Source organism: uncultured Pseudokineococcus sp. (assembly GCF_947495735.1).
Lineage (GTDB): Bacteria > Actinomycetota > Actinomycetes > Actinomycetales > Quadrisphaeraceae > Pseudokineococcus.
Window position 1 is genome coordinate 368303 of record NZ_CANMAA010000001.1, and the last position, 24320, is coordinate 392622.

General features: G+C 75.9%; 23 protein-coding genes and 2 tRNA genes. 17 read left to right on the forward strand and 8 right to left on the reverse strand.

All coding sequences use genetic code 11. The features are described from left to right. Positions 1–81: 81 nt before the first annotated feature. Entirely contained in the window at positions 82–1107 is a 1026-nt protein-coding gene (gene ilvC / locus Q0848_RS01485) for a ketol-acid reductoisomerase (protein WP_366146346.1), read from the forward strand. Positions 1108–1216: 109 nt separating this feature from the next. Continuing rightward, positions 1217–1780, forward strand: coding sequence for an ASCH domain-containing protein (locus tag Q0848_RS01490; protein ID WP_299033784.1), 564 nt, complete (start codon positions 1217–1219; stop codon positions 1778–1780). A 77-nt stretch (positions 1781–1857) separates the two neighbouring features. Here the strand turns inward: Q0848_RS01490 and sdhA are convergent, their stop codons facing one another. Beyond that, complete coding sequence (gene sdhA / locus Q0848_RS01495; protein WP_299033787.1) at positions 1858–3624, reverse strand: succinate dehydrogenase flavoprotein subunit; 1767 nt, start codon at positions 3622–3624, stop codon at positions 1858–1860. Positions 3625–3793: 169 nt separating this feature from the next. Here sdhA and Q0848_RS01500 point away from each other — a divergent pair, with 169 nt between their 5' ends. After that, positions 3794–4681: a LysR family transcriptional regulator gene (locus Q0848_RS01500; RefSeq protein WP_299033790.1), complete on the forward strand. Its 888-nt coding sequence runs from the start codon at positions 3794–3796 to the stop codon at positions 4679–4681. A gap of 167 nt (positions 4682–4848) precedes the next feature. Further along, entirely contained in the window at positions 4849–5397 is a 549-nt protein-coding gene (locus tag Q0848_RS01505) for a hypothetical protein (RefSeq protein WP_299033793.1), read from the forward strand. 103 nt (positions 5398–5500) lie between these two features. Here the strand turns inward: Q0848_RS01505 and Q0848_RS01510 are convergent, their stop codons facing one another. After that, positions 5501–5932: a hypothetical protein gene (locus Q0848_RS01510; RefSeq protein ID WP_299033796.1), complete on the reverse strand. Its 432-nt coding sequence runs from the start codon at positions 5930–5932 to the stop codon at positions 5501–5503. After that, complete coding sequence (locus tag Q0848_RS01515) at positions 5929–6249, reverse strand: antibiotic biosynthesis monooxygenase (RefSeq protein WP_299033799.1); 321 nt, start codon at positions 6247–6249, stop codon at positions 5929–5931. Before Q0848_RS01515 ends, Q0848_RS01510 begins: the two co-directional genes overlap by 4 nt. Before the next feature lie 120 nt (positions 6250–6369). On the opposite strand from Q0848_RS01515, the gene Q0848_RS01520 reads away from it, so the two are divergent. The 3 genes from Q0848_RS01520 to Q0848_RS01530 are packed head-to-tail and all read left to right on the forward strand — an operon-like array spanning position 6370 to position 9505. Beyond that, positions 6370–7182 carry an alpha/beta fold hydrolase gene (locus Q0848_RS01520; RefSeq protein ID WP_299033802.1) on the forward strand — a complete coding sequence of 271 codons (813 nt, stop codon included), beginning with the start codon at positions 6370–6372 and terminating at the stop codon, positions 7180–7182. A gap of 30 nt (positions 7183–7212) precedes the next feature. Continuing rightward, positions 7213–8256: a 3-isopropylmalate dehydrogenase gene (locus tag Q0848_RS01525; protein WP_299033805.1), complete on the forward strand. Its 1044-nt coding sequence runs from the start codon at positions 7213–7215 to the stop codon at positions 8254–8256. Between the two features lie 43 nt (positions 8257–8299). After that, on the forward strand, positions 8300–9505 hold the full coding sequence (locus Q0848_RS01530; RefSeq protein WP_299033807.1) for a branched-chain amino acid aminotransferase: 1206 nt from the start codon (positions 8300–8302) through the stop codon (positions 9503–9505). Positions 9506–9572: 67 nt separating this feature from the next. Here Q0848_RS01530 and Q0848_RS01535 read toward each other — a convergent pair whose 3' ends face one another. After that, positions 9573–10520: a 3-methyladenine DNA glycosylase gene (locus tag Q0848_RS01535; protein ID WP_299033810.1), complete on the reverse strand. Its 948-nt coding sequence runs from the start codon at positions 10518–10520 to the stop codon at positions 9573–9575. A 78-nt stretch (positions 10521–10598) separates the two neighbouring features. On the opposite strand from Q0848_RS01535, the gene Q0848_RS01540 reads away from it, so the two are divergent. The 4 genes from Q0848_RS01540 to Q0848_RS01555 all read left to right on the forward strand — a co-directional run bounded on the left by Q0848_RS01540 (position 10599) and on the right by Q0848_RS01555 (position 13274). Continuing rightward, entirely contained in the window at positions 10599–11375 is a 777-nt protein-coding gene (locus tag Q0848_RS01540; RefSeq protein ID WP_299033812.1) for a fumarylacetoacetate hydrolase family protein, read from the forward strand. Further along, positions 11372–12913 carry a glutamate--tRNA ligase gene (gene gltX, locus Q0848_RS01545; protein WP_299033815.1) on the forward strand — a complete coding sequence of 514 codons (1542 nt, stop codon included), beginning with the start codon at positions 11372–11374 and terminating at the stop codon, positions 12911–12913. The genes Q0848_RS01540 and gltX overlap by 4 nt, the downstream gene beginning before the upstream one ends. A gap of 174 nt (positions 12914–13087) precedes the next feature. Further along, a tRNA-Gln gene (locus Q0848_RS01550) sits at positions 13088–13159 on the forward strand. Positions 13160–13201: 42 nt separating this feature from the next. After that, positions 13202–13274 (forward strand) — tRNA-Glu (locus tag Q0848_RS01555). A gap of 668 nt (positions 13275–13942) precedes the next feature. Here Q0848_RS01555 and Q0848_RS01560 read toward each other — a convergent pair. After that, positions 13943–14662, reverse strand: a complete 720-nt coding sequence (locus Q0848_RS01560; protein ID WP_299033818.1) for an IclR family transcriptional regulator — start codon at positions 14660–14662, stop codon at positions 13943–13945. Between the two features lie 149 nt (positions 14663–14811). Between Q0848_RS01560 and leuC the strand changes: the two genes are divergently transcribed. From leuC to murA, 4 genes are all read left to right on the forward strand, one after another. Further along, a complete protein-coding gene (gene leuC, locus Q0848_RS01565; RefSeq protein ID WP_299033821.1) occupies positions 14812–16236 on the forward strand; it encodes a 3-isopropylmalate dehydratase large subunit in 1425 nt (474 codons plus the stop codon). Between the two features lie 73 nt (positions 16237–16309). Further along, a complete protein-coding gene (gene leuD / locus Q0848_RS01570) occupies positions 16310–16906 on the forward strand; it encodes a 3-isopropylmalate dehydratase small subunit (RefSeq protein WP_299033824.1) in 597 nt (198 codons plus the stop codon). Between the two features lie 207 nt (positions 16907–17113). Next, on the forward strand, positions 17114–17722 hold the full coding sequence (locus Q0848_RS01575; protein ID WP_299033827.1) for an HU family DNA-binding protein: 609 nt from the start codon (positions 17114–17116) through the stop codon (positions 17720–17722). A 159-nt stretch (positions 17723–17881) separates the two neighbouring features. Further along, positions 17882–19246, forward strand: a complete 1365-nt coding sequence (gene murA, locus Q0848_RS01580) for a UDP-N-acetylglucosamine 1-carboxyvinyltransferase (protein WP_299033830.1) — start codon at positions 17882–17884, stop codon at positions 19244–19246. Positions 19247–19325: 79 nt separating this feature from the next. Here murA and Q0848_RS01585 read toward each other — a convergent pair whose 3' ends face one another. Beyond that, positions 19326–20078 carry a hypothetical protein gene (locus Q0848_RS01585; RefSeq protein WP_299033833.1) on the reverse strand — a complete coding sequence of 251 codons (753 nt, stop codon included), beginning with the start codon at positions 20076–20078 and terminating at the stop codon, positions 19326–19328. Positions 20079–20323: 245 nt separating this feature from the next. On the opposite strand from Q0848_RS01585, the gene Q0848_RS01590 reads away from it, so the two are divergent. Then, on the forward strand, positions 20324–21325 hold the full coding sequence (locus Q0848_RS01590; RefSeq protein ID WP_299033835.1) for an NAD(P)H-dependent glycerol-3-phosphate dehydrogenase: 1002 nt from the start codon (positions 20324–20326) through the stop codon (positions 21323–21325). Between the two features lie 228 nt (positions 21326–21553). Next, entirely contained in the window at positions 21554–22225 is a 672-nt protein-coding gene (locus Q0848_RS01595; protein ID WP_299033838.1) for a pentapeptide repeat-containing protein, read from the forward strand. Between the two features lie 55 nt (positions 22226–22280). On the opposite strand, the gene Q0848_RS01600 is transcribed toward Q0848_RS01595, so the two are convergent. Together Q0848_RS01600 and Q0848_RS01605 are read right to left on the reverse strand one after the other, a co-directional pair. Continuing rightward, positions 22281–23444 carry a PLP-dependent aspartate aminotransferase family protein gene (locus Q0848_RS01600; protein ID WP_299033841.1) on the reverse strand — a complete coding sequence of 388 codons (1164 nt, stop codon included), beginning with the start codon at positions 23442–23444 and terminating at the stop codon, positions 22281–22283. A gap of 145 nt (positions 23445–23589) precedes the next feature. After that, positions 23590–24285 carry a DUF2071 domain-containing protein gene (locus Q0848_RS01605; protein ID WP_299033843.1) on the reverse strand — a complete coding sequence of 232 codons (696 nt, stop codon included), beginning with the start codon at positions 24283–24285 and terminating at the stop codon, positions 23590–23592. Positions 24286–24320: the final 35 nt, after the last annotated feature.

Here is a 24320-nt window from a genome sequence, read left to right on the forward strand (position 1 = left end):
CCCGGCCCGGCCCGGCCCGGCGCACCGACCGCACCACCCGCACCACCGACCAGCACCGCCGAGACGCGAGGAGCCCCACCCGTGGCCGAGATGTTCTACGACGACGACGCCGACCTGTCCCTCATCCAGGGCCGCACCGTGGCCGTCATCGGCTACGGCAGCCAGGGGCACGCGCACGCGCTGAGCCTCCGCGACTCGGGCGTCGACGTCCGCGTCGGCCTCAACGAGGGCAGCGGCAGCCGCGCCAAGGCCGAGGCCGAGGGCCTGCGCGTCGTGACGCCGGCCGAGGCGGCCGCCGAGGCCGACTTCGTCGTCGTCCTGACCCCCGACCAGACCCAGCGGGGCCTGTACGCCGAGGCCATCGCGCCGAACCTGGCCGACGGCGACGTGCTGCTCTTCGCGCACGGCTTCAACATCCGCTTCGGCTACATCGAGCCGCCGGCCAGCGCCGACGTCGTCATGGTCGCCCCGAAGGGCCCGGGCCACCTCGTGCGCCGCGAGTACGTCGACGGCCGCGGCGTGCCGGTCATCGTCGCCGTGGAGCAGGACGCGAGCGGCCAGGCCTGGCCCCTCGCGCTCTCCTACGCCAAGGCCATCGGCGGCCTGCGCGCGGGCGGGATCAGGACGACCTTCACCGAGGAGACCGAGACCGACCTCTTCGGCGAGCAGGCCGTCCTGTGCGGCGGCGCCTCCGCGCTGGTCCAGGCGGGCTTCGAGACCCTCGTCGAGGCCGGCTACCAGCCCGAGGTCGCCTACTTCGAGTGCCTGCACGAGCTCAAGCTCATCGTCGACCTCATGTACGAGGGCGGCATCGCCAAGCAGCGCTGGAGCGTCTCGGACACCGCCGAGTACGGCGACTACGTCTCCGGGCCCCGGGTCATCGACGGCCGCGTGAAGGACAACATGAAGGCGGTGCTGACCGACATCCAGGACGGCACCTTCGCGAAGCGCTTCATCGCCGACCAGGACGCCGGCAAGCCGGAGTTCACGCGCCTGCGCGAGCAGGGCGAGCAGCACCCCATCGAGGCCACCGGCCGCGAGCTGCGCGGGCTCATGAGCTGGGTCAAGAGCGACGACGACTACACCGAGGGCTCCGCGGCGCGCTGATGCCGCCGACGAGCTCATCCGGCTCGCGGCCCTGACGAACGGCGTGGTCCCCCGCGGGGGGACCACGCCGTTCGTGCGTCCGGGCCGGGCGAGGAGGAAGACTGGTGCCATGGACGACGTCGACCCGCGCAGCTCCGCCACCGGCAGCGAGATCAACCGCTTCTGGGAGACCGCCCGCGGCCGGGCGGGCCTGGGCCGGCTGGCCGTCGTCACGGGCGTGAGCGCCGCGACCGCCGTGCCGCCGCCCGCCTGGGCGTTCGGCGCGACGCCGGAGCAGGCCGACGAGCTGCTCGCCCTCGTGCTCGACGGCACCAAGACGGCCACCGCCAGCGCGCACTGGGAGTACGAGGCCGAGGGCGAGGCGCTCCCGAGCCCCGGCGACCTGTCGATCGTCCTCGACGGCGCCGGGCACCCCCGTGCGCTCGTGCGGACGACGGCGGTCGCCGTCGTGCCCTTCTCGCAGGTGGGGGAGGAGCACGCCCGCGCCGAGGGCGAGGGCGACCTCTCCCTGGCGCACTGGCGCGACGTCCACCAGCGCTTCTTCACCGCGACGCTGGCCGAGGTCGGGCGCCCCTTCGACGACGCGATGCCCGTGGTGTGCGAGACGCTCGAGCTGCTCTACCCGAGGCGGCGAGGGGCGCGCGAGCGCTCCCCGGAGCTCGTGGACGCCTGAGCGGCGCTCCGCGCCGACGCGAGACGCCCGCCCCGGCAGCAGCCGGGGCGGGCGTCGTCGTCAGCGGGCGAGGGGCGTCAGTACTTGCGCTCCATCGGCTGGTAGCGCGTCTGCACGACGGGCTTGTAGTCCAGGCGCACGGCCTCGCGGCCGTCCTCGTCCACGGCCCGGTAGGCCATGGTGTGGCGCATGAAGTTCACGTCGTCGCGGGCGGTGTAGTCCTCGCGGAAGTGGCCGCCGCGCGACTCCTGGCGGGCGAGGGCCCCGACGACGATGACCTCGGACAGCTCCAGCAGGAAGCCGAGCTCGACGGCCTCGAGGAGGTCGGTGTTGAAGCGCCGGCCCTTGTCCTGCACCACGACGCGGCTGTAGCGCTCGCGCAGCCCGGCGAGGTCGGTCAGGCACTGCTTGAGCGTCGCCTCGGTGCGGAACACCTGGGCGTTCGCGTCCATGGTCTCCTGCATGGCCTGGCGGATGGTGGACACGCGCTCGCCGCTCTCGCGGCCGCGGATGGTCTCCAGCGTCGTGATGACGCCCGCCTCGGCGCCCTCGGGCATGTCCACCAGCGACGTCGTCTCCGCGGTGGCGAAGTGCGCGGCCGCGAGGCCGGCGCGCTTGCCGAAGACGTTGATGTCGAGCAGGGAGTTGGTGCCCAGGCGGTTGGAGCCGTGCACCGAGACGCAGGCCACCTCGCCCGCGGCGTACAGGCCGCGGATGACGGTCTCGTTGTCGGACAGGACCTCGGCGTCGACGTTGGTCGGCACGCCGCCCATGGCGTAGTGCGCCGTCGGGTAGACCGGCACCGGCTCGGTGTAGGGCTCGACCCCGAGGTAGGTGCGCGCGAACTCGGTGATGTCGGGGAGCTTGGCGTCGATGTGCGCCGGCTCGAGGTGGGTCAGGTCGAGCAGCACGTAGTCCTTGTTCGGGCCGGCGCCGCGGCCCTCGCGCACCTCGTTGGCCATCGAGCGGGCGACGATGTCGCGGGGCGCGAGGTCCTTGATGGTGGGGGCGTAGCGCTCCATGAAGCGCTCGCCGTCGGCGTTGCGCAGGATGCCGCCCTCGCCGCGGGCCGCCTCCGACAGGAGGATGCCGAGGCCCGCCAGGCCCGTCGGGTGGAACTGGAAGAACTCCATGTCCTCCAGCGGGATCCCGCTGCGGTAGGCGATGCCCATGCCGTCACCCGTGAGGGTGTGGGCGTTGGACGTCGTCTTGAAGACCTTGCCGACGCCGCCGGTGGCGAGGACGACGGCCTTCGCGCGGAAGATGTGGATCTCGCCGGTGGCCAGCTCGTAGGCGATGACGCCCGCGGCGCTCTGCTCGCCGAGGTCGTTGGTGCCCATGATGAGGTCGAGCACGTAGAACTCGTTGTAGAACTCCACCTCGTGCTTGACGCACTGCTGGTAGAGCGTCTGCAGGATCATGTGGCCGGTGCGGTCGGCCGCGAAGCACGAGCGGCGGACGGCGGACTCGCCGTGGTTGCGCGTGTGCCCGCCGAAGCGGCGCTGGTCGATGGTGCCCTCGGGCGTCCGGTTGAAGGGCAGGCCCATCTTCTCGAGGTCGAGGACGGCGTCGATGGCCTCGCGGCACATCACCTCGGCGGCGTCCTGGTCGACGAGGTAGTCGCCGCCCTTGACCGTGTCGAAGGTGTGCCACTCCCAGTTGTCCTCCTCGACGTTCGCGAGGGCGGCGCACATGCCGCCCTGGGCGGCGCCGGTGTGGGAGCGGGTCGGGTAGAGCTTGGTGAGCACCGCCGTGCGCGAGCGCTGGCCGGACTCGATGGCGGCGCGCATGCCGGCGCCGCCGGCACCCACGATCACCACGTCGAAGATGTGCGTCTGGACCACGGGGGCCACCTCTCGGTCGTGCGGCGGGCGGGTCTGCCACGCGGCCTGCGCGCGGGGTCCACCTCGAGTGCCCCCAGAGTAGGGCGCTACGCCCTCTCGGTCGACGATCGAGCGACTCGGTCCGATCGCGAGTGCCTATCGACGACGGCGACAGGGCTACCGTCGGCGCGTGCAGCTGCAGCAGCTCGCCTGCTTCGTCGCCGTCGTCGACGAGCGCCACTTCACGCGCGCCGCCCAGCGCCTGCACCTGGCCCAGCCGTCGCTGTCCGCGCAGGTGCGCGGCCTGGAGCGCGAGGTCGGGGGCCCGCTGCTGCACCGACAGCGCGGCGCCGTGCGGCCGACCGAGGCGGGGGAGCGCCTCCTGCCCTACGCGCGGCGGATCCTCGCCGACGCGGAGGCCGCGGCCGCCGAGATGCGCCGCGTGCGCGGCTTGGAGACCGGCGTCCTGCGGGTCGGCGCCACGCCGAGCGCCGGCACGGCGCTGCTGCCGCCGGTGCTCCGCCGCTTCCACGACGCGCACCCCGGCGTCCTGCTCCGGCTCGCCGAGGCGGGGTCGCGGGACCTCGTCGAGCAGCTGGCCGTGGGCGCCCTCGACCTCGCCGTCGTCGTCCTGCCGGTGGCCGCGCACGGCGGCGCGCTGGCGACGACGCCGCTGCTGCGGGACGCGCTCGTCCTGGCCAGCGCCGCCGGCTCGCCGGCCCCGGTGCCGGGGCCCAGCGCCGGTCCCGAGGACCTCGCCGAGGTCGGGCTCGTGCTCCCGGGGGAGGGCTACGACCTGCGCGCGACGGCGCTCGCCGCCTGCGCTGCGGCGGGGGTCGAGCCGCGGGTCGTCGCCGACGGCGGCGAGCTCGACGTCGTCGTGGCGCTGGTGCGCGCCGGGGTGGGGGCCGCGGTGCTGCCGCGCACCGTCGTCGACGGCGCGGGCGGGGCGCTGCGGTGGACGCCGCTGCGCGGGCCGTCCCTGCACCGGACCGTCGGCGTCGCCCACCGCAAGGACGTCCCGCTCGGGCGCGCCGCCGCCGAGGTGCGACGGCTGCTCATCGAGCAGACGTCCTGACCCCGGGCCTCGCCTCGACGTCGACCGCTCCACCACCTGGGTGTGGTGAGGCCCACAGGGCGCTGGTCGAGAAGTCGTGCCGCGAGGCGCTGCCCGCGCGTAGCGTCGTCCCGCAGGGCTCGACGGGGAGTCCTGCACCGATCCGGTGATGGGAAGGGACATCGGTCATGAGAGCTCCCACAGCACTCCTCGCCCTCCTCCTCGGCGCCGCGCTCCTGGCGCCGACCGCCGCCCCAGCGGCGGCAGCCCCCTCCTGCGGCATCCGCTGGGGCTCGCTCCCCGAGCAGGTCACCGAGCCGGCCACGGGCGTCGTCGAGGACGTCCGCGCCGGCCGGCACGGCTGCTTCGACCGCCTCGTCGTCGACGTCGACGGCGACGTGGAGGGCTACTTCGTGGCCTACGTCGACCAGGTGCGACGCCCCGGCAGCGGCGACGTCGTCCCGCTGCGCGGGGGCGCCGCCCTCCAGGTCGTCCCGTACGTCCCGACCTACGACGTCGAGGACGGCAGCGCCACCTACGAGCCCGCTGATCCCGACGAGCTCGTCGACGTGGCCGGGTACCGCACCTTCCGCCAGGTCGCCCTCGCGGGGAGCTTCGAGGGCACGACCGACCTCGGGCTCGGCGTCCGGGCGCGGCTGCCCTTCCGGGCCTTCGTCCTGGACGGCCCGGGCGACGGCTCCCGCCTCGTCGTCGACGTCGCGCACCGCTGGTCCTGAGCGCCACGGTCCCTGCGCAGGTGCTCCCCGCACCAGTGCTCCCTGCGCAGGGACTGGCCTCGCGGGCCCGCGTCTCACGCAGGCCGCCGGGCAGGAGGGCGGGTCAGCCGGCGCGGGACGGGCGGCGCCGGCTCGCCGCACGGGCGAGGCCCCAGCCGACGAGCGCCGAGACGCTGACGCCGACCGCCAGCCCCGCGCCCAGCAGCACGGCGCCGACGGCGAAGAGCGGGGAGCCCGACGTCGCGGCGGCCCACGTGGTCCAGGCGACCCAGGAGCCGCCGGCGAGGCCGAGCGGTGCGAGCACGGGGTGGCGTCGCGCCGCCAGCAGCGCCGCGACGACGCCGGTGGTCGCGGCGCAGCCGAGCACCTGCAGCGTGACGTAGGGGTCCTGCACCGTGCCGGTGACGACGTCGCGGGAGGGGGAGCGGTCCCAGCCGAGCCAGACCAGCCAGACGACGACGCCCGCGGCGGCCCCCACGGCCGGCTCGACGCCGGCGCGCCGCCGGCGGGGCGGCGCCCCGCCGGTGCTGCTCATGACGGCTCGGACGCCGTCCCGGCGAGGTCGACGACCTCGAACTCCAGCAGGCTCGCGCCCGTCGCCACCGGCTTCGCGCGCTCGCCGCCGTGGGCGCGCGCCGCGTCGCCGCCCTCGCTCCAGGCGCGGAAGGACGCGTCGTCCTCCCAGCGCGTGAGGACGAAGTAGCGCTCCTCGCCCGCGGTCGGGCGCAGCAGCTCGAAGCCGAGGAAGCCCGGGGTGCCGTCCACGGCGCCCAGACGGGCGGCGAAGCGGCGCTCGAGCTCGGGTCCGGCGCCCTCGGGCACCTCGATGGCGTTGATCTTCACGACGGGCATGGCGCCAGCATCGCGCGTCCGGGGGCCGAGCGGGCAGGTGCCCGCTCCGCCGAGGAGGACCCGCCCCGCCGAGGAGGAGCGCGCAGATGCCTGTCCGGCGAGATCGTGCAAGGCTCAACCATGCACCTCCACCACGAGCGCCGCGGCGCCGGCGAGCCTCTCGTCCTCGTGCACGGCCTCGGGTCCACCTGGCGCAGCTGGGACCCGGTCCTGCCCGGCCTGGCCGCCCACCGCGAGGTCGTCGCGCTCGACCTGCCCGGGTTCGGCGACACGCCGCCGCTGGAGGGCGAGGTGTCGATCGCCACCCTCGCCGACGCCCTGGTCTCCTTCCTGGAGGAGCAGGGGCTGCGCGACGCCGACCTCGTGGGCAGCTCGGTCGGCGCGCGGCTGGTGCTGGAGCTCGCCCGCCGCGGCGTGGGCGGGGACGTGGTGGCGCTCGACCCGGGCGGCTTCTGGAACCGTCGCCAGGTGGCCGTCTTCGGGGCCACCATCGGGGCGTCCATCCGGCTCGTCCGAGCGATCCGGCCGGTCCTGCCCGTGCTGCTGGGCAACCCGGTGACGCGCTCGGCGCTGCTGGCGCAGCTCAGCCCCCGCCCGTGGGCGCTGCCGCCGGACCTGGTGCTGCGCGAGCTCCGGGGCTGGGCCGCGGCACCCAGCTACGACGCGCTGCTCAGCGCCCTCGTCCACGGGCCGCCGCAGGAGGGCGCACCGGCCGGTGGGACGCCGGGGCGGGTCGTCCTCGGCTGGGGCCGCCAGGACCGCGTCGTCACCCCGAGCCAGGCGGCCGTCGCCACCGAGCGCTTCCCGGACGCGCAGCTGCACCGGTTCGACTCCTGCGGGCACTTCCCGATGTGGGACCAGCCCGCGGAGACGGTGCGCCTCGTCCTGGAGAGCACCGGCCGGGGCGTCCGCTCGCCGGGACGCGAGTCCTGAGGGGCGGGACGGCTCACTAGCCTCGCGCGCATGGCGGAGACGGTTCGGCTGGCAGTGGTGGCGGGCGACGGCATCGGCCCGGAGGTGGTCGCCGAGGGGCTGAAGGTCCTCGACGTGGTCGCCGGCGAGCTCGGGGTCTCGGTGGAGCGCACCGAGTACGACCTCGGTGCCCGGCGCTGGCACGCGACGGGGGAGACCCTGCCCGAGCGCGCCCTCGAGGAGATCCGCGGGCACGACGCGATCCTGCTGGGCGCCGTCGGTGACCCCGGCGTCCCGAGCGGCGTCCTCGAGCGCGGCCTGCTGCTGCGCCTGCGCTTCGAGCTCGACCAGTACGTGAACCTGCGCCCCAGCCGGCTGCTCCCGGGTGTGGCTTCGCCGCTCGCCGAGCCCGGGGACATCGACTTCGTCGTGGTCCGCGAGGGCACTGAGGGCCCGTACACGGGCAACGGCGGCGCCCTGCGCGTCGGGACGCCGCACGAGGTCGCCACCGAGGTCAGCGTCAACACCGCCTTCGGCGTCGAGCGCGTGGTGCGCGACGCCTTCGCCCGTGCGCAGGCCCGGCCGCGCAAGCGGCTGACCCTCCTGCACAAGCACAACGTCCTGGCCTACGCCGGCGACCTGTGGCGCCGCACGGTCGAGGCCGTCGGGGCGGACTTCCCGGAGGTCACGACCGACTACCTCCACGTCGACGCCGCGATGATCTTCCTGGTCACCGACCCGGCGCGCTTCGACGTCGTCGTGACCGACAACCTCTTCGGCGACATCGTCACCGACCTCGCCGCCGCCGTCACCGGGGGCATCGGGCTCGCGGCGTCGGGCAACGTCAACCCGACGCGCGAGGCGCCGAGCATGTTCGAGCCCGTCCACGGCTCGGCGCCCGACATCGCGGGCACGGGGAGGGCCGACCCGACGGCCGCCGTCCTGTCCGTCGCGCTGCTCCTGGAGCACCTCGGCCACCCGGGCGCCGCCGGGCGGGTCGTCGACGCGGTCGGGGCCGACCTGGCGGCGCGCGCCGGCGGTCCGACGCGGACCACGGCGCAGATCGGTGACGCGATCGCCGGCGCCCTGGCCTGAGAGCCCCTCGGCCGGGCCGGCGCTCGGCGCTACGGTGACGGCCATGGCCAGCGACACGAGCACCCCCTCCGCCACGGCCGGGGGCGGCGCGCCCTCGGCGGTGTCGGCGCCGGACGCCCCCGCCTCCTCGACCGCGGGCGTCCCCACCGCGGGCAGCCAGGACGTCCGCCTCGACTTCGCGGTCGCGACGGGCGTCCCCCGGCTGCCGGAGGCCGAGCGCGCGGAGGTGCTGGCGAACCCCGGCTTCGGCAAGCACTTCACCGACCACATGGCCCGCGCCGTGTGGACGCCCGAGGGCTGGGGCCAGGACGCCGTCCTCGCGCACGGCCCCATCACCCTCAGCCCGGCCGCCGCCGTCCTGCACTACGCGCAGGAGGTCTTCGAGGGCCTCAAGGCCTACCGGCACGCCGACGGCTCCGTGTGGGCCTTCCGCCCCGAGGCCAACGCCCGCCGCTTCGCCGCTTCCGCGCGCCGCCTCGCGCTGCCGGTACTGCCCGAGGACGCCTTCGTGCGGTCCGTCGAGCAGCTGGTCGCCGCGGACGTCGACTGGGTGCCCGCCGGCGGGGAGAACAGCCTGTACCTGCGCCCCTTCATGTTCGCCTCCGAGAGCTTCCTCGGCGTGCGGCCGGCGACCGAGGTGACCTACCTCGTCATCGCCTCGCCGGCGGGCTCCTACTTCGGCGGCGGGGAGATCACCCCGGTCTCGATCTGGCTGTCCCAGGAGTACAGCCGGGCCGCACCGGGGGGCACCGGCGCCGCCAAGTGCGGCGGCAACTACGCCGCGAGCCTGCAGGCCCAGGCCGAGGCCGCTGCGCACGGCTGCGACCAGGTCGCCTTCCTCGACGCGGTCGAGCACCGCTGGGTCGAGGAGCTCGGCGGCATGAACCTCTTCTTCGTCCTCGACGACGGCACCGTGGTGACGCCGGCGCTCACCGGCACGATCCTCGAGGGCGTCACCCGCTCGTCGGTGCTGCAGATCGCGCGTGACCTCGGGCACGACGTCGTGGAGCGCCGGATCGACGTCGCGGAGTGGCGCGAGGGCTGCGAGTCCGGGCGCATCACCGAGGTGTTCGCCTGCGGCACAGCCGCCGTCGTCACGCCCGTCGGGGCGCTCGTCGAGCCCGACCGCCGCTCGGTGCCCGGCGACGGCGGCACGGGCGAGGTCACCGCCGCGATCCGCCAGCGGCTCACCGACGTCCAGCAGGGCCGCGCCGAGGACGCCCACGGCTGGATGCACCGGCTGGTCTGAGCCTGCTCGCCCGCGGGCGCGTCTGGACGCGGGACGCGGCTGACCGCGTCCTGCGTCCACCACCTCCTCAGCCGTCGGTGACGACGGCGTCGAGCAGGGGGAGCAGGGCGTCGCGCAGCAGCTGCCCGCGGGCGGCCAGGGCGCGCTGCTCGGCGGCGTACTGCGCGCGGCCCTCGGCGGTCTCCACGCGGACCGGCTCGCGCCCGTAGCGGCTCAGGTCGTAGGGCGAGGCGCGCATGTCCAGCTCCCGGATGGCGCGCGCGTGGAGGAAGGCCTCGAGCACCAGCGACGACGGCGCCAGCGGGACGAGCAGGAACGCCGCCCGGTAGAGGTCCATCCCGGCGTGCAGGCACCCGGGCTGCTCGAGGGCCGGCTGGGTCTCCCGCGTCGGCTCCAGCGGGCTCAGCGCGACGGCGCTCGGCGGGTAGAAGCGGAACGCGTCGACGTGGGTGCAGCGCAGCCACCCCCGCCGGGCGCCCTCCTCGACGACGGCGTCGGTGCCCGCCGCGCCCAGGCGCAGGGGCTGGCGCTCGTGGCGCAGCACCGAGGGGTCGGACGCCGAGCCGTGCACCATCGCCCACTCGTGCAGGCCGAAGCAGCCGAGCTCGGGGGTGCGGCCCCGCGTGGCGGCGACGACGTCGCGCACGTGCCCCAGCCGCCGGCTCTGCGAGGCGGCGACCGCGGCCGGGTCGACGACGACGCCCTCGCGTCCGTCGTCGGCCGTCCAGGCGGCGTACCCGCGCCAGTCGAGCCGCTCGCGCGCGGCGCCGCCGAGGAGCACGACGCCGGCGCCGGGGTGCCAGCGAGCCAGCTGGCCGGGGCGGAAGCGGTAGTAGGAGAAGAGGAAGTCCTCCACGGGGTGCGGCTCGCCCGCGCTCGCCCGCTCGCGGTGGCCGGCGGTCAGCGCCTCGACGCGCTCGCGGTGGGCCTCGGCCTCCGGGAGCCACTCGTCCTCGGCCCGGACGGACGGGGCCCCGACGGTCTGGACCGGGTCGGTCGGGGCGGTGGTCGGCACGCCACCACGGTAGGTGCCCCGCCGGGCGCCCCCTGCGGCCGCGGGGCGCCCGTCGCCGTCCTCGATACGCTCGCGGGCGTGCGCATCGCGAGGTTCACCCGGGACGACGACATCAGCTACGGGTTCGTGGAGGGCGAGCCGGGGGAGGAGCGCCTGCACGTGGTCGGCGGTGATCCGCTGTACACGAAGCTGACCCCGACCGGCGCCGTGGTGGGCCTCGACGAGGTCCGCCTGCTGGCCCCGATCATCCCCCGCAGCAAGGTGGTCGGGATCGGCCGCAACTACCGCGACCACGCGCGCGAGATGGGCAACGAGCTCCCCAGCAAGCCCCTGATGTTCCTGGTGCCCAACACGGCCGTCGTCGGCCCCGACGACCCGGTGGTGCTGCCCTCGTTCTCCGAGCAGGTGTCCTACGAGGGGGAGCTGGCCGTCGTCATCGGCCGCCTCTGCAAGGACGTGCCGCGCGAGCGGGTGCGCGAGGTGGTCTACGGCTACACCTGCGCCAACGACGTGACGGCCCGCGACGCCCAGCAGAGCGACGGCCAGTGGGCCCGCGCCAAGGGCTTCGACTCCTCCTGCCCGCTCGGGCCGTGGATCAGCACCGACCTCGACCCCGCCGACCTGGCCCTGCGCACCCGGCTGGACGGCGAGCTCGTCCAGGACGGGCGCACCTCCGACATGGTCTTCGACGTCCCCGACCTCGTGGCCGCCGTCTCCGCCGCCTTCACGCTGCTGCCGGGCGACGTCATCCTCACCGGCACCCCGGCGGGCGTCGGGCTGCTCTCCGCCGGCCAGCGGGTCGACGTCGAGATCGAGGGCATCGGCACCCTGAGCAACCCGGTGGTGTCCCGATGAGCGCTACCACCGGCTCCGGCGCGTCCCCGCGCGCCGCGACGGCCACCGGCCTCGCCGAGGCGACCGGTGCCGACGTGCGCGTGCGCTTCTGCCCCTCGCCCACCGGCACCCCGCACGTCGGGGTCATGCGCGCCGCGCTCTTCAACTGGGCCTACGCGCGGCACACGGGCGGCACCTTCGTGTTCCGCGTCGAGGACACCGACGCCGCGCGGGACAGCCAGGAGTCGATGGACGCCATCGTCGAGGGCCTGGCGTGGCTGGGCCTCGACTACGACGAGGGCCCCGGCGTCGGCGGCCCGCACGCCCCCTACCGGCAGAGCGAGCGCCGCGACCTGTACGCCGACGTCGCCCGCCGCCTCCTCGAGGAGGGCTACGCCTACGAGTCGTGGTCGACGCCGGAGGAGGTCGAGGAGCGCCACCGCGCCGCCGGCCGCGACCCCAAGCTCGGCTACGACGGCTTCGACCGCGACCTCACGCCCGCCCAGGTGCAGGCCTTCCGCGACCAGGGGCGCGAGCCCGTCCTGCGCGTGCGGATGCCGGACGAGGACGTCGTCGTGAGCGACCTGGTGCGCGGCGAGGTCGTGTTCCCCGCCGGCTCGGTGCCCGACTTCGTCGTCGTGCGCGCCAACGGCCAGCCGCTGTACACGCTGGTCAACCCCGTCGACGACGGCGTCATGGGCATCACCCACGTGCTGCGCGGGGAGGACCTGCTCTCCTCGACGCCGCGCCAGGTGGTGCTGCACCGCGCTCTCGTGGAGATGGGCCTCTCCCAGCGGGTCCCGCAGTTCGGCCACCTGCCGCTCGTGCTGGGCGAGGGCAACCGCAAGCTCAGCAAGCGCGACCCGGAGTCGGACCTGTTCCTGCACCGCGAGCGGGGCCTCCTGCCGGAGGGGATGGTCAACTACCTGGCGCTGCTGGGCTGGTCCATCGCGCCGGACCGCGACGTCTTCACGCGCGAGGAGCTCGTCGAGGCCTTCGACGTCCGCGACATCGGCGCCAACCCGGCCCGGTGGGACCAGAAGAAGGCCGAGGCCCTCAACGGCGACCACCTGCGGATGCTGGCGCCGGAGGTGCTGCTCGACCGCGTCCTGCCGCACCTGCGGTCGGCCGGGCTGCTGGACGGCGACCCGACGCCGGCGCAGCGCCGCCTGCTGGAGGGGGCGGTGCCCCTGGTCCAGACGCGCATGGCCGTGCTCTCCGAGGCCCCGGGGATGCTCGGCTTCCTCCTTGTGCCCGACGAGGAGCTGGTCGTGGAGGAGGACGCCCTCGGCGCGCTGCGCCCCGAGGCGGCGGACGTGCTCGACGCCTCCGCCGCGGCGCTCGTGGACCTCGTGGACTGGGACGCGGCGGCCGTCGAGTCGGCCCTGCGCGCCGCCGTCGTCGACGGGCTGGGCGTCAAGCCGAAGTTCGCCTTCGGCCCCCTGCGCACGGCGGTGACCGGTCGGCGCATCTCGCCGCCGCTGTTCGAGTCCCTGGAGCTCCTCGGCCGGGAGAGCTCGATGCTCCGCATCGCCGCGCTGCGGCGTCGGCTGGGCTGAGCCGCAGCCCGTCGGCCGCAGCCCGCAGCCCGCCGGCCGGCGTCGCCAGCCGGCGGGCGCCCGGGCTGAGTCGGTCCGGGCCGAGGACGGGAGCCGATTTTGGCTCGGGGCTCAGCACCGGTACTGTCCTCTCTCGGTAAGGCGCTCGGCCACGCGGCCAGCGTGGTACCCCGGTGGGGTATGGTGTAATTGGCAGCACGACTGGTTCTGGTCCAGTTAGTCTAGGTTCGAGTCCTGGTACCCCAGCGCACGACCCGCACCACCTGTTCGCACCAGAGCGAACGACATGGCCCCGTTGTGTAGCGGCCTAGCACGCCGCCCTCTCAAGGCGGTAGCGCCGGTTCGAATCCGGTCGGGGCTACATCGAGCGGCCCGGTCCCCTGCGGGGGACCGGGCCGCTTCGTCGTCCAAGACGTCGTGAGCGTGCGTGCCGGATGACGCTCGTCGCTCCGGGCGGCGTCCTCCTGGAGCTGGTCGCGGGCTGTCCCAGCGTCGGGTGTCGACCCCGACGTGGCCACATCGGCGGACCACCGCGGCGACGTGCCGACACGGTGCCGAGGAAGCCCCTCGACCGCGGCAGAATGCCGACACAGTGCCGAGGAGGCCCCTCCACCACCGCAAGGTGTCGATACAGTGCCGAGGGAACCCCTCCATCGCGGCATGGTGCCGACACAGTGCCGAGGGAACCCCTCCATCGCGGCATGGTGCCGACACAGTGCCGAGGAAGCCCCTCCACCACGGCAAGGTGTCGACACAGTGCCGAGGAAGTCCGTCCATCGCGGCCGGGTGTCGACACAGTGCCAAGGGTGGCCCCTCCATCGCGGCACGGTGCCGACACAGTGCCAAGGGCGGCCCCTCCATCGCGGCACGGTGCCGACACAGTGCCGAGGAAGCCCCTCCATCGCGGCAAGGTGTCGACACAGTGCCGAGGAAGCCCCTCCTCCACCGCGAGGCCAGGCGACGGCCCGGAGGGCCGTGGCGCGCGGAGGCGCGGACGGTCGCCGCGGGACCCACCCGCGACGACCGTCGTCAGGCCTCGGCGCGCTTGAGGGCCTCGGACAGGCGCTGCGCCGTCGTGACGACGGCGGCGGCGTGCAGGCGGCCGGGCTGGCGCGTGAGGCGCTGCAGGGGCCCCGAGATCGAGACGGCGGCGACGACGCGCCCGGCGGGCCCGCGGACGGGCGCCGAGACGGAGGCGACGCCGGCCTCGCGCTCGCCGATGCTCTGCGCCCACCCGCGGCGGCGGACGCCGGAGAGCACCGTCGCGGTGAAGCGGGCGCCCTGCAGGCCGCGGTGGAGCCGGTCGGGCTCCTCCCAGGCGAGGAGGACCTGGGCCGCCGAGCCGGCGAGCATCGACAGCGTCGCGCCCACCGGCACGGAGTCGCGCAGGCCCATCGGCAGCTCGGCGGCGGCGACGCACACGCGGGCGTCGCCCTGGCGGCGGAAGAGCGACGCGCTCTCGCCGGTGTGGTCGCGCAGCGTGGCCAGGGCGGGGCCGGCGGCGGCGATCAGGCGGTCCTCGCCGGCGGCCGAGGCCAGCTCGGGGAGGCGGGGTCCGAGGACGAAGCGCCCCTGCATGTCCCGACCCACGAGGCGGTGGTGCTCGAGGGCGACGGCGAGGCGGTGCGCCGTCGGCCGCGCGAGCCCCGTGGCCGCCACGAGCTGGGCGAGGCTGGCGGGGCCGGCCTCGAGCGCGGCGAGGACGGCGGCGGCCTTGTCGAGCACGCCGACTCCGCTAGACTTGTCCATAGGACGATATTGCCGTCTCTCACTGTGAGATCGCAAGTCTCCCGCCCGGAGCGGCGGGAGGGTCGGGCGCCCCGGACCGGGGCGGTGCCGGCCGGTCCCGCGCAGGAGCTTCAGCAGCGGCGCCGAACGGCGCCCGATCGGAGGACGAGATGGGCCGGACCCTGGCCGAGAAGGTGTGGGACGAGCACGTGGTGCGCCGTGGCGGCGACGGCGAGCCCGACCTGCTGTACATCGACCTCCACCTCCTGCACGAGGTCACCTCGCCGCAGGCCTTCGAGGGCCTCCGGCTCGAGGGGCGCACCCTCCGGCGCCGCGACCTCACGATCGCCACCGAGGACCACAACACCCCGACCCTCGACATCGACAAGCCGATCGCCGACCCGACGAGCCGGACCCAGATCGAGACGCTGCGGCGCAACTGCGCCGAGTTCGGCGTCCGGCTGCACCCGCTCGGCGACGCCGAGCAGGGCATCGTCCACGTCGTCGGCCCGCAGCTGGGTCTGACCCAGCCCGGCATGACCGTGGTCTGCGGCGACTCGCACACCTCCACCCACGGCGCCTTCGGCGCGCTGGCGATGGGCATCGGCACCAGCGAGGTCGAGCACGTGCTCGCCACGCAGACGCTGCCGCTGACGCGCCCCAGGACGATGGCCGTCACCGTCGAGGGCGAGCTGCCCGAGGGCGCGACGGCCAAGGACGTCATCCTCGCCGTGATCGCCCGCATCGGGACCGGCGGCGGCCAGGGGTACGTGCTCGAGTACCGGGGCTCGGCCATCCGCGCGCTGTCGATGGAGGCGCGGATGACCATCTGCAACATGTCCATCGAGGCCGGCGCGCGCGCCGGGATGGTCGCCCCGGACGAGACGACCTTCGCCTACCTGCAGGGCCGCGACCACGCCCCGACGGGTGAGGACTGGGACGCCGCCGTCGCGCACTGGCGCACGCTCGCCACCGACGAGGACGCCGAGTTCGACGCCGAGGTCGTGGTGGACGCGGCCGAGCTGCAGCCGTTCGTCACGTGGGGCACGAACCCCGGGCAGGGCCTGCCGCTGTCCGGCGCGGTGCCCGACCCGGACTCCATGGAGGAGAGCCAGGCCGCCGCGGCGCGCCGGGCCCTGGAGTACATGGATCTCGTGCCCGGGACGCCGCTGCGCGACATCGCGGTGGACGCGGTGTTCATCGGCTCGTGCACCAACGGCCGCATCGAGGACCTGCGCGCCGCCGCGGAGGTCGTGCGCGGCCAGCGCAAGGCCGACGGGGTGCGCGTGCTCGTCGTCCCCGGCTCCGCGCGCGTGCGCCTGCAGGCCGAGGCCGAGGGCCTCGACCGGGTCTTCACGGACTTCGGCGCGGAGTGGCGCTTCGCCGGCTGCTCGATGTGCCTCGGCATGAACCCGGACCAGCTGGCGCCGGGGGAGCGGGCGGCGTCCACGTCCAACCGCAACTTCGAGGGCCGTCAGGGCAAGGGCGGGCGCACGCACCTGGTCTCCCCGCTGGTCGCCGCGGCCACGGCCGTGCGCGGCACCCTGTCGGCACCGGTCGACCTCGAGGCCCCGCAGCCGCTCGTGCCCGCCTGAGCGGGGCTCCCGCCCCCTCGCCCGTCCTGCCCTCCGGCGCCGCCCGCCCGGACCGAACCGCCCAGGAGCGACCGTGGACCCCGTCACCCGTCACACCGGCGTCGGCGTGCCGCTGCGCCGCAGCGACGTCGACACCGACCAGATCATCCCCGCCGTCTACCTCAAGCGCGTCTCGCGCACGGGCTTCGAGGACGGCCTCTTCTCCGGCTGGCGCCAGGACCCGTCCTTCGTGCTCAACCAGCCGGCGTACTCCTCCGGGAGCGTGCTGGTGGCCGGGCCCGACTTCGGGACGGGCTCCTCGCGCGAGCACGCCGTCTGGGCGCTGAAGGACTACGGCTTCCGGGCCGTGCTGTCCTCGCGCTTCGCCGACATCTTCCGCGGGAACGCCGGCAAGCAGGGCCTCGTCGCCGGCCAGCTGGCCCAGGAGGACGTGGAGCTGATCTGGAAGCAGCTGGAGGCCCGGCCCGGCACCGAGGTGACCGTGGACCTCCGGGAGCGCGTCGTGCTCTGCGCAGACCTCGTCGCCCCGCTGCAGATCGACGACTACACGCGCTGGCGCCTGCTCGAGGGCCTCGACGACGTGGGGCTGACGCTCCGGGACGTCGGCGCCATCGACGCCTTCGAGGAGCAGCGCCCCGCCTGGAAGCCGCGCACCCTCCTCGAGCGGTAGCCGGACGCCGCGCCTCACCTCTGCGCGAGGGCTGGTCACGGCGCGTCACCACTCCGGGTCCCTCGGAGCCCTCCCAGGGGCCGGATCGCCAGATCACGTGCCCCAGAACCCCTTCGGCTCTGGTGCGCCCACCCTCGCGGGCCCTAGCGTGCGGCCCGGAGGCGCACGGGCCCGACGGTCGGGTCATCCCGCGCCGCAGGAGGACTCATGAACAAGGGCGAGCTCGTCGACGTCCTCGAGGAGCGGCTGGGCAGCCGTCGTGCCGCCAGCGACGCGATGGAGGCCGTGATCGACTCCGTCGTCCGCGCCGTCGCGCGCGGCGAGCGCGTCGCCATCAGCGGCTTCGGCACCTTCGAGCGGGCTGACCGCGCCCCCCGGACCGGTCGCAACCCCCGGACCGGGGAGACGGTGCCGATCGCCGGGACCTCCGTGCCGCGGTTCAAGCCGGGCACCGCCTTCCGGGCCTACGTCTCCGACCCGGCGTCGATGCCGGAGGCCGAGCAGACCGACCCGTCCGCGGGCGGGGCCGTGCGCGCCGTGACGACGCGCCGCGGGGGCGTCGAGCTCGCCGAGGGGGCGGCCGGGCGCACGCGGCAGTCCTCCCGCTCCACCGCTGCGGCCGCGCCCGAGGAGGCGGCCCCGGTCGAGGACGCCGCCGGGGACGAGCCCTCGACCGACGCCTCGTCGTCGGCGGACGGCAGGGGGAGCAAGCCCAAGAAGGCGAAGGACGCCAAGGAGTCGAAGGACCCCAAGGACGCCGACGACGGCAAGAAGACCAAGAAGAAGGACGGCAAGAAGGGCAAGAAGAAGTCCTGACGCCGCCCCGCACCGGCCGTCGAGGCCCGGCGGGGAGCACCTCCCGGGCGCGGCGCCGCGCCCGGGAGGTGCGGTGGCACCGGGCACGTCGTCACCCGGGGCATCATGGTCGGCTGGGGCGGCGCCGCGCGGGTGCCGCCGGCAGGAGGTCTGGAGCCCATGGGCGACGTGCTGGCAGTGCGAGGCGGACGACCGGTGGACGGCCGCGTCGCCGTCCGCGGGGCGAAGAACTTCGTGTCGAAGGCCATGGTCGCGGCGCTGCTCGGCGAGACGCCGAGCGTGCTGCGCAACGTCCCCGAGATCCGCGACGTGGCGGTGGTGACGGGGCTGCTGGGCCTGCACGGCGTCGACGTGTCCCGCCCCGACGACGGCGTGCTGGTGCTCGACCCGACGGACGTCGAGTCCGCCCACGTGGCCGACATCGACGCCCACGCCGGGGCGAGCCGCATCCCGATCCTCTTCTGCGGCCCGCTCGTGCACCGTCTCGGCGAGGCGTTCATCCCCGACCTCGGCGGCTGCCGCATCGGCGACCGGCCGATCAACTACCACCTGGACGTGCTGCGCCAGTTCGGCGCCCAGGTGGACAAGCGTGAGGGCGGCATCCGCATCACGGCGCCGAACGGCCTGCGCGGCACGCGCATCGACCTGCCGTACCCGAGCGTGGGGGCCACGGAGCAGGTGCTGCTCACCGCGGTCCGCGCCGAGGGCTTCACCGAGCTGCACGGGGCGGCGACGGAGCCGGAGATCCTCGACCTCGTCGCCGTCCTCCAGAAGATGGGCGCCATCATCGGCGTCGACACCGACCGCACCATCCGCGTCGAGGGCGTGGAGCGCCTGCGGGGGTACGACCACCGGGCGCTCACCGACCGCATCGAGACCGCCTCGTGGGCCTGCGCGGCGCTGGCGACGCGCGGCCAGGTCTTCGTCGAGGGCGCCACGCAGCCCGAGATGATGACGTTCCTCAACGTCTTCCGGAAGGTGGGCGGGGAGTTCGACGTCACCGACGACGGCATCCGGTTCCTCAGCCCCGACGGCCCGCTGCGGGCCATCGCGCTGGAGACCGACGTCCACCCCGGCTTCATGACCGACTGGCAGCAGCCGCTCGTCGTGGCGCTGACGCAGGCGGACGGGCTGTCGATCGTGCACGAGACGGTGTACGAGAACCGCTTCGGCTTCACCGAGGCGCTCGGCGGGATGGGCGCCCGCATCCAGGTCTACCGGGAGTGCCTGGGCTCCACGCCGTGCCGCTTCGGCGGGGCGCAGTTCCGGCACTCGGCGGCGATCTCCGGCCCGACGCCGCTGCACGGCGCCGACATCGTGGTGCCCGACCTGCGCGGCGGCTTCAGCTACCTCGTGGCGGCGCTCGCGGCGACGGGCGTCTCCCGGGTGGCCGGCATCGAGCTCATCGACCGCGGCTACGAGCGCTTCGCCGAGAAGCTCGAGGCGATCGGCGCGGACGTGGAGTGGATCACGGACGGCTCCGGGGACTCCCGGGGCCGCGTGCCGGTGGGCGCCCACGCCTGAGGTGCCCGCGGCCCCGCGGCGCCGGGCCCCCGAGGTCCTGGCAGGTCGTCGCTCCGCGCAGGTCCCGCCCCGGTGGTGCTCAGCCGGCGACGGCGCGCGCCGGGTCGGCGAGCTCGAGCACCGCGCGCGTCCGCGGACCCACGCCCAGCGCCAGGACCGCGCGCAGGTCCGCCGGGGTGTCGACGTCGCGGCGCAGGCCGGGGAGGTCCAGCTCGAGGCGGACGGCTCCCGCGGCGGCGTGGCGCTCGGCCGAGCCCTCGCCGTACGCGACGGGCAGGTCCTGCGCCCGGGCGGCGGCGAGGAGCGCGGTGCCGCGACCGGCCGCGTCGGGGACGACGACCGCTCCCGCCCCGGCGGCCAGCTGGTCGGCTGCGGCGGCGAGCGCGGCTTCCAGCTCCTGGGGGCGCAGGGCCGGGACGTCGGCGAGCAGGACGGCCACCCCCGCGGACTCCTCGTCCTGGTGCGGGCTGCTGCCTGGCGCCGGACCGCCCGGGCGGGAGCGCTGCTGCGGGGCCGTCGCCGCGCGGGCGCCGTCGCGCACGGCGGCGTCCAGGGGGCTGCCGGAGGTCACGGGCGACGGCGTGACGACGTGCGCCCCGGCCGCGGTGGCCGCGGCCGCCGCCGCGTCGTCGTCGGTCACCACCAGGGCGCCGGCCACGGAGGGCGTGGCGAGCACGGCCTCGAGGCAGTCCAGGGCCATGGCCAGCGCCAGGCGCCCCCGGGGCGCCGGTGCGCCCCCCAGGCGGCTCTTGGCCCACGGTCCGCCCTTGACCGGGACGACCACGTACCACCGGTCGTGCCGAGGGCTGCGGCGGGCGTCAGGCTGGAGCACCCGACGATGCTGCCACCCTCGGGCGGGGCAGCGCCCGTCCGCGGCGGGTGCCGTGCCCGTTCCGCACCGCTGCCCGTCCGCACCGCACCGCTGCCCGCATCTCCCGCACCCACGACCCCCGCACCCACGACCCCCGCGCTCGAGGAGGACCCCATGGAGCCCGCCCCCCGCCGCTCGCCACGCCGCCGACCCGGGGCGCCCTCCGAGGCGGAGCCGTGGTCGCGCGCGCGAGCGGAGGGGCGCCCGTGACCCGCGTCGCCGTGCTGGGCACGGGCAGCTGGGGCACCGCCTTCGCGCTGGTCCTCGCGGACGCGGGCGCCGAGGTGCGCATGTGGGGCCGGCGCGCGGAGGTGTGCGCGGCGGTCGCGGCGGGCCGGGGCAACCCCGCCTACCTGCCGGGTGTCGCCCTCCCGGCGGCGGTCTCGGCCACCACCGACGCGCGCCGCGCGCTGCAGGGGGCGGACGTCGTGGTGCTCGCCCTGCCCTCCCAGTCCCTGCGCGGGGTGCTGGAGGGGGTGGCGGACGCCGTCCCGACGGGCGCTCCGCTGGTGAGCCTCGCCAAGGGCCTGGAGAGCGGCACGCGGCTGCGCATGAGCGAGGTGGTGGCGCAGGCCTCGGGCGCGGCCCGCGAGCGCGTGGCGGTGCTGTCGGGGCCCAACCTCGCGCGCGAGATCGCCGAGCGGCAGCCGACGGCCACCGTCGTCGCCGCGCACGACGCCGACGTCGCCGCCCAGGTGGCGGCGGCCTGCGCGACCCCCGCCTTCCGGCCCTACACCCACCACGACGTGCTGGGCGTGGAGCTCGGGGGCGTCGTCAAGAACGTCGTCGGCCTCGCGGTGGGCATGGCCGAGGGCCTGGGCTGGGGGGACAACGCCAAGGCCTCGATCATCACGCGCGGTCTCGCGCAGACCTCCCGGCTCGCCGTCGCCCTGGGCGCCGAGGCCGCGACGATGGCGGGGCTGGCCGGCATGGGGGACCTCGTGGCCACGTGCGCCTCGCCGCTCTCGCGCAACCACCAGACGGGCGTCCAGCTGGGGCGCGGCCTGAGCGTGGCGGCCGCGGCGCGCGTGGTCGAGCAGACGGCCGAGGGCGTGCGGTCGGCCCCCTCCGTCCTGGCGCTGGCGCGCGAGGCGGGCGTCGAGATGCCGATCGTGGAGCAGGTGGTCGACGTCGTCGAGGGGCGCGTGGAGGCGCGGGAGGCGGCGCGGCTGCTGCTGGCCCGGGACCTCAAGCACGAGGGCGACTGAGGGGCGGTCGGGGCCTCGTGGGGCCCCGGGGCCCGCAGGTCCGCCGCCGGGGAGGACGGAGCTCTTGCTGCGCCGCGTCACCGCAGGTGAGCGGCCTGGGAGGTCGTCGGTGGAGCACTTCGTCCTCCCCGTCTGCGGCCCCTCAGGTGCGTGGCTGCCCGTCCGGTCCGCCAGGTGCCGGGCTCGGGCATGCTGACGGTCCGGGGGAGCCGGTTCGGGAGGGGTGCTGTGGCGAGGTCGCGCAGGAGCGAGCGGGTCGAGGTCGTGCTGCCGGAGCTCGAGGAGCACGGTGGCGCCCCGGGCCCCGGAGAGGACCTCGACGGCGTGCTGCTGCGCGGGCTCGACCTGTCGCAGGCCCAGCTGGCCGACCTGCGGCTGCTCGAGAGCTCGCTCGTCGGCTGCCGGCTCGACGGGGCGTCGCTGCGCGGCGCCCGCCTGGTCTCCTGCGTGCTGGACGACGTCGCCGCCACCGAGGTGGACCTGTCGGGCTCCGCCTGGCGCGACGTCGTCCTCAGCGGCTCCCGCGCGGGGGTCCTGCGCCTCGGGGACGCCGAGCTGGTCCGCACCCGGGTGAGCGGCTGCCGGCTGCACCACCTCGACGCCCGGGGAGCCGACCTCGCCGACGTGCTCCTCGAGGACTGCGTGATCGGCGAGCTGGACCTCACCGACGCGGTGGTCGCGCGCGTGCAGCTCGTCCGCTGCCGCGTGGAGCGCCTCGTGCTCAGCGGTTCCCGCCTGGACGGCCTCGACGTCAGCCGCGCGGACGTCGTGCGCCTGACGGGGCCCGGCGACCTCGCCGGCGTCGTGCTCGGCGAGGTGCAGGCCGTCGGCTTCGCCGTCGTGCTGGCCGAGCACCTCGGCGCCCGCGTGGTGCCCGAGGAGCGCGCCGACCAGGGGTGAGCCCCGCTGGTGGCGGCGCAGTCGCGGCGGCGGTCGGGCGGCGGCGCCGCTCGCGCTACTCCAGACCGGCCAGCGCCTGCTCGAGGTCGGCCCAGAGGTCCTCGACGTCCTCGACGCCGACGGACAGCCGCAGCAGGCCCCGCGGCGTCGTCGTCGGCTCGTTGGCGTGGCGGCGCCGGCGCTCCACGAGGGACTCGACGCCGCCCAGGCTCGTCGCCGGGGTCCACAGGCGCAGGGCGTCGACGAGGGCGGACGCCCTGGCTCCGTCGTCGTCGCCCACGAGCTCGATCGAGAGCACGCTGCCGAAGCCGCGCATCTGGGCGCGAGCGCGCTCGTGGCCCGGGTCGGCGGGCAGGGAGGGGTGCCGCACGCGGTCCACGGCGGGGGAGGCGTCCAGGCGCCGCGCCAGGTCGGCGGCGGTGGCCCCGGTGCGCTCGACGCGCAGGGCGAGCGTCCGCACGCCCCGCAGGGCCAGCCAGGCCTCGAAGGGCCCGGGGATGGCGCCGTGGACCCGCCGGTGGGTCGACAGCCGCTGCAGCACAGCAGGGTCCGAGGTGGCGACAGCGCCCAGCAGGACGTCGGAGTGCCCCGACAGGAGCTTGGTCACCGAGTGCACGACGACGTCGGCGCCGAGGGCGAGCGGCTGCTGCACCAGCGGGGTGGCGAAGGTGCCGTCGACGGCGACGAGCGCCCCGGCGCGGTGGCCCGCCTCCGCGCAGGCGACCAGGTCCGCCACCTCGAGCAGGGGGTTCGTCGGCGACTCGAGCCACAGCAGGTCGGCGCCGTCCCCGAGCGCGTCCACGACCTCCTGCGTGTCGGCGACGTCGACGAAGGACACCTGCGCGCGGCCCTCGGCCTGGAGCTGCTCGAGCAGCTCCACGGAGGTGTTGTAGGACGAGCGCGGCGCCACGACGCGCCCGCCCACGGGCACGAGCGCCGCGACGGCCGAGACCGCCGCCATGCCGGAGGCGAAGGCGAGCGCGCCGCCGCCCTCGCGGGCGCCCTCGAGGGTGGCGAGGACCTCCTCCAGCGGCTCCCAGCTGGCGTTCGCCGAGCGGGCGTAGGTCCGGTCCTGCGGCCCCGGCGTGCCGGCGCCCACGAAGGTCGACGAGAAGACCAGCGGGGGGTTGACCGGAGCGTCCGGCGTGCGCGGCGGGCGCCCTGCGGCGACGACGGTGGTGGCGGGCGCCCAGGGACGCTCGGGGCGGGAGTCGGCCATGGCGGGGAGCGTAGGGCGCCCGGTGCGCCCAGCACCCGCGTGCCCGGCCCCAGTGCACCAAGCCCCGGTGCACCCAGCCCCGGCGCCGGTCCTCAGGCGCGCGCCGCCTCCTGCCCCGCGGCGAGGGAGGACAGGGGCTGCCAGGTCACCGGCACGCGGCGCATGACCAGCGCGTCGTCGAGGACCGCTGTGCCGGGCGGGTAGACGCGCGGGTCGTCGTGCAGGCTGGAGCGCACCTCCCGGGCGCGGCAGGCCTCCACGCGCCAGGCGCCGGTCTCCAGGCGCATCCCGTCGTGCCCGCAGGCCCCCGGCCCCCCGGGGCCGCCGACCAGCCGGTCGAGCCCGTCTCGACGAAGCGCGAAGCGGCGTCGAGGTCGGCGAGCAGCGCGCTGCCGACGAGCTCGGGCACCACCTCGACGTCGGCCGCCGGCGACGTCCCGCCGTCGGCCGTGACCCCGACCCGCACCCGCTGCGCCGTCTCGGCGACGTCGAAGCGCGCCCGCCCGTGGAGACCGGGGAACAGCCGGCCACCGGCGAGGGCCACGAGCCGGCTGCCGGTGTGCCGCTGGCGGACCCAGACCCCGGTGCGCTCGCCGTCCGGTCCGTCCCAGGCGACCGCGACGCGGTGGGCGGCGTTCTCGGCGCGCAGGCCCACCGCCGCGGGCAGTCCCCGCGGGCTCACGGCTCCAAGGCGGATGCAGCAGACGCCGACCACCGCGGCGCCGTCCACCAGCTGCGGCCGGAAGGGCTGCGGCAGCGGGCGGGTCACGACGTCGGGGTCGGCCCGCCAGGTGAGCAGCAGGCGCCGCTCGACCTCGGCCGACAGCACGGGTGCGCGCACGGCGACCTCCTGCCCGGGTCGGCGAGCCGGTCACC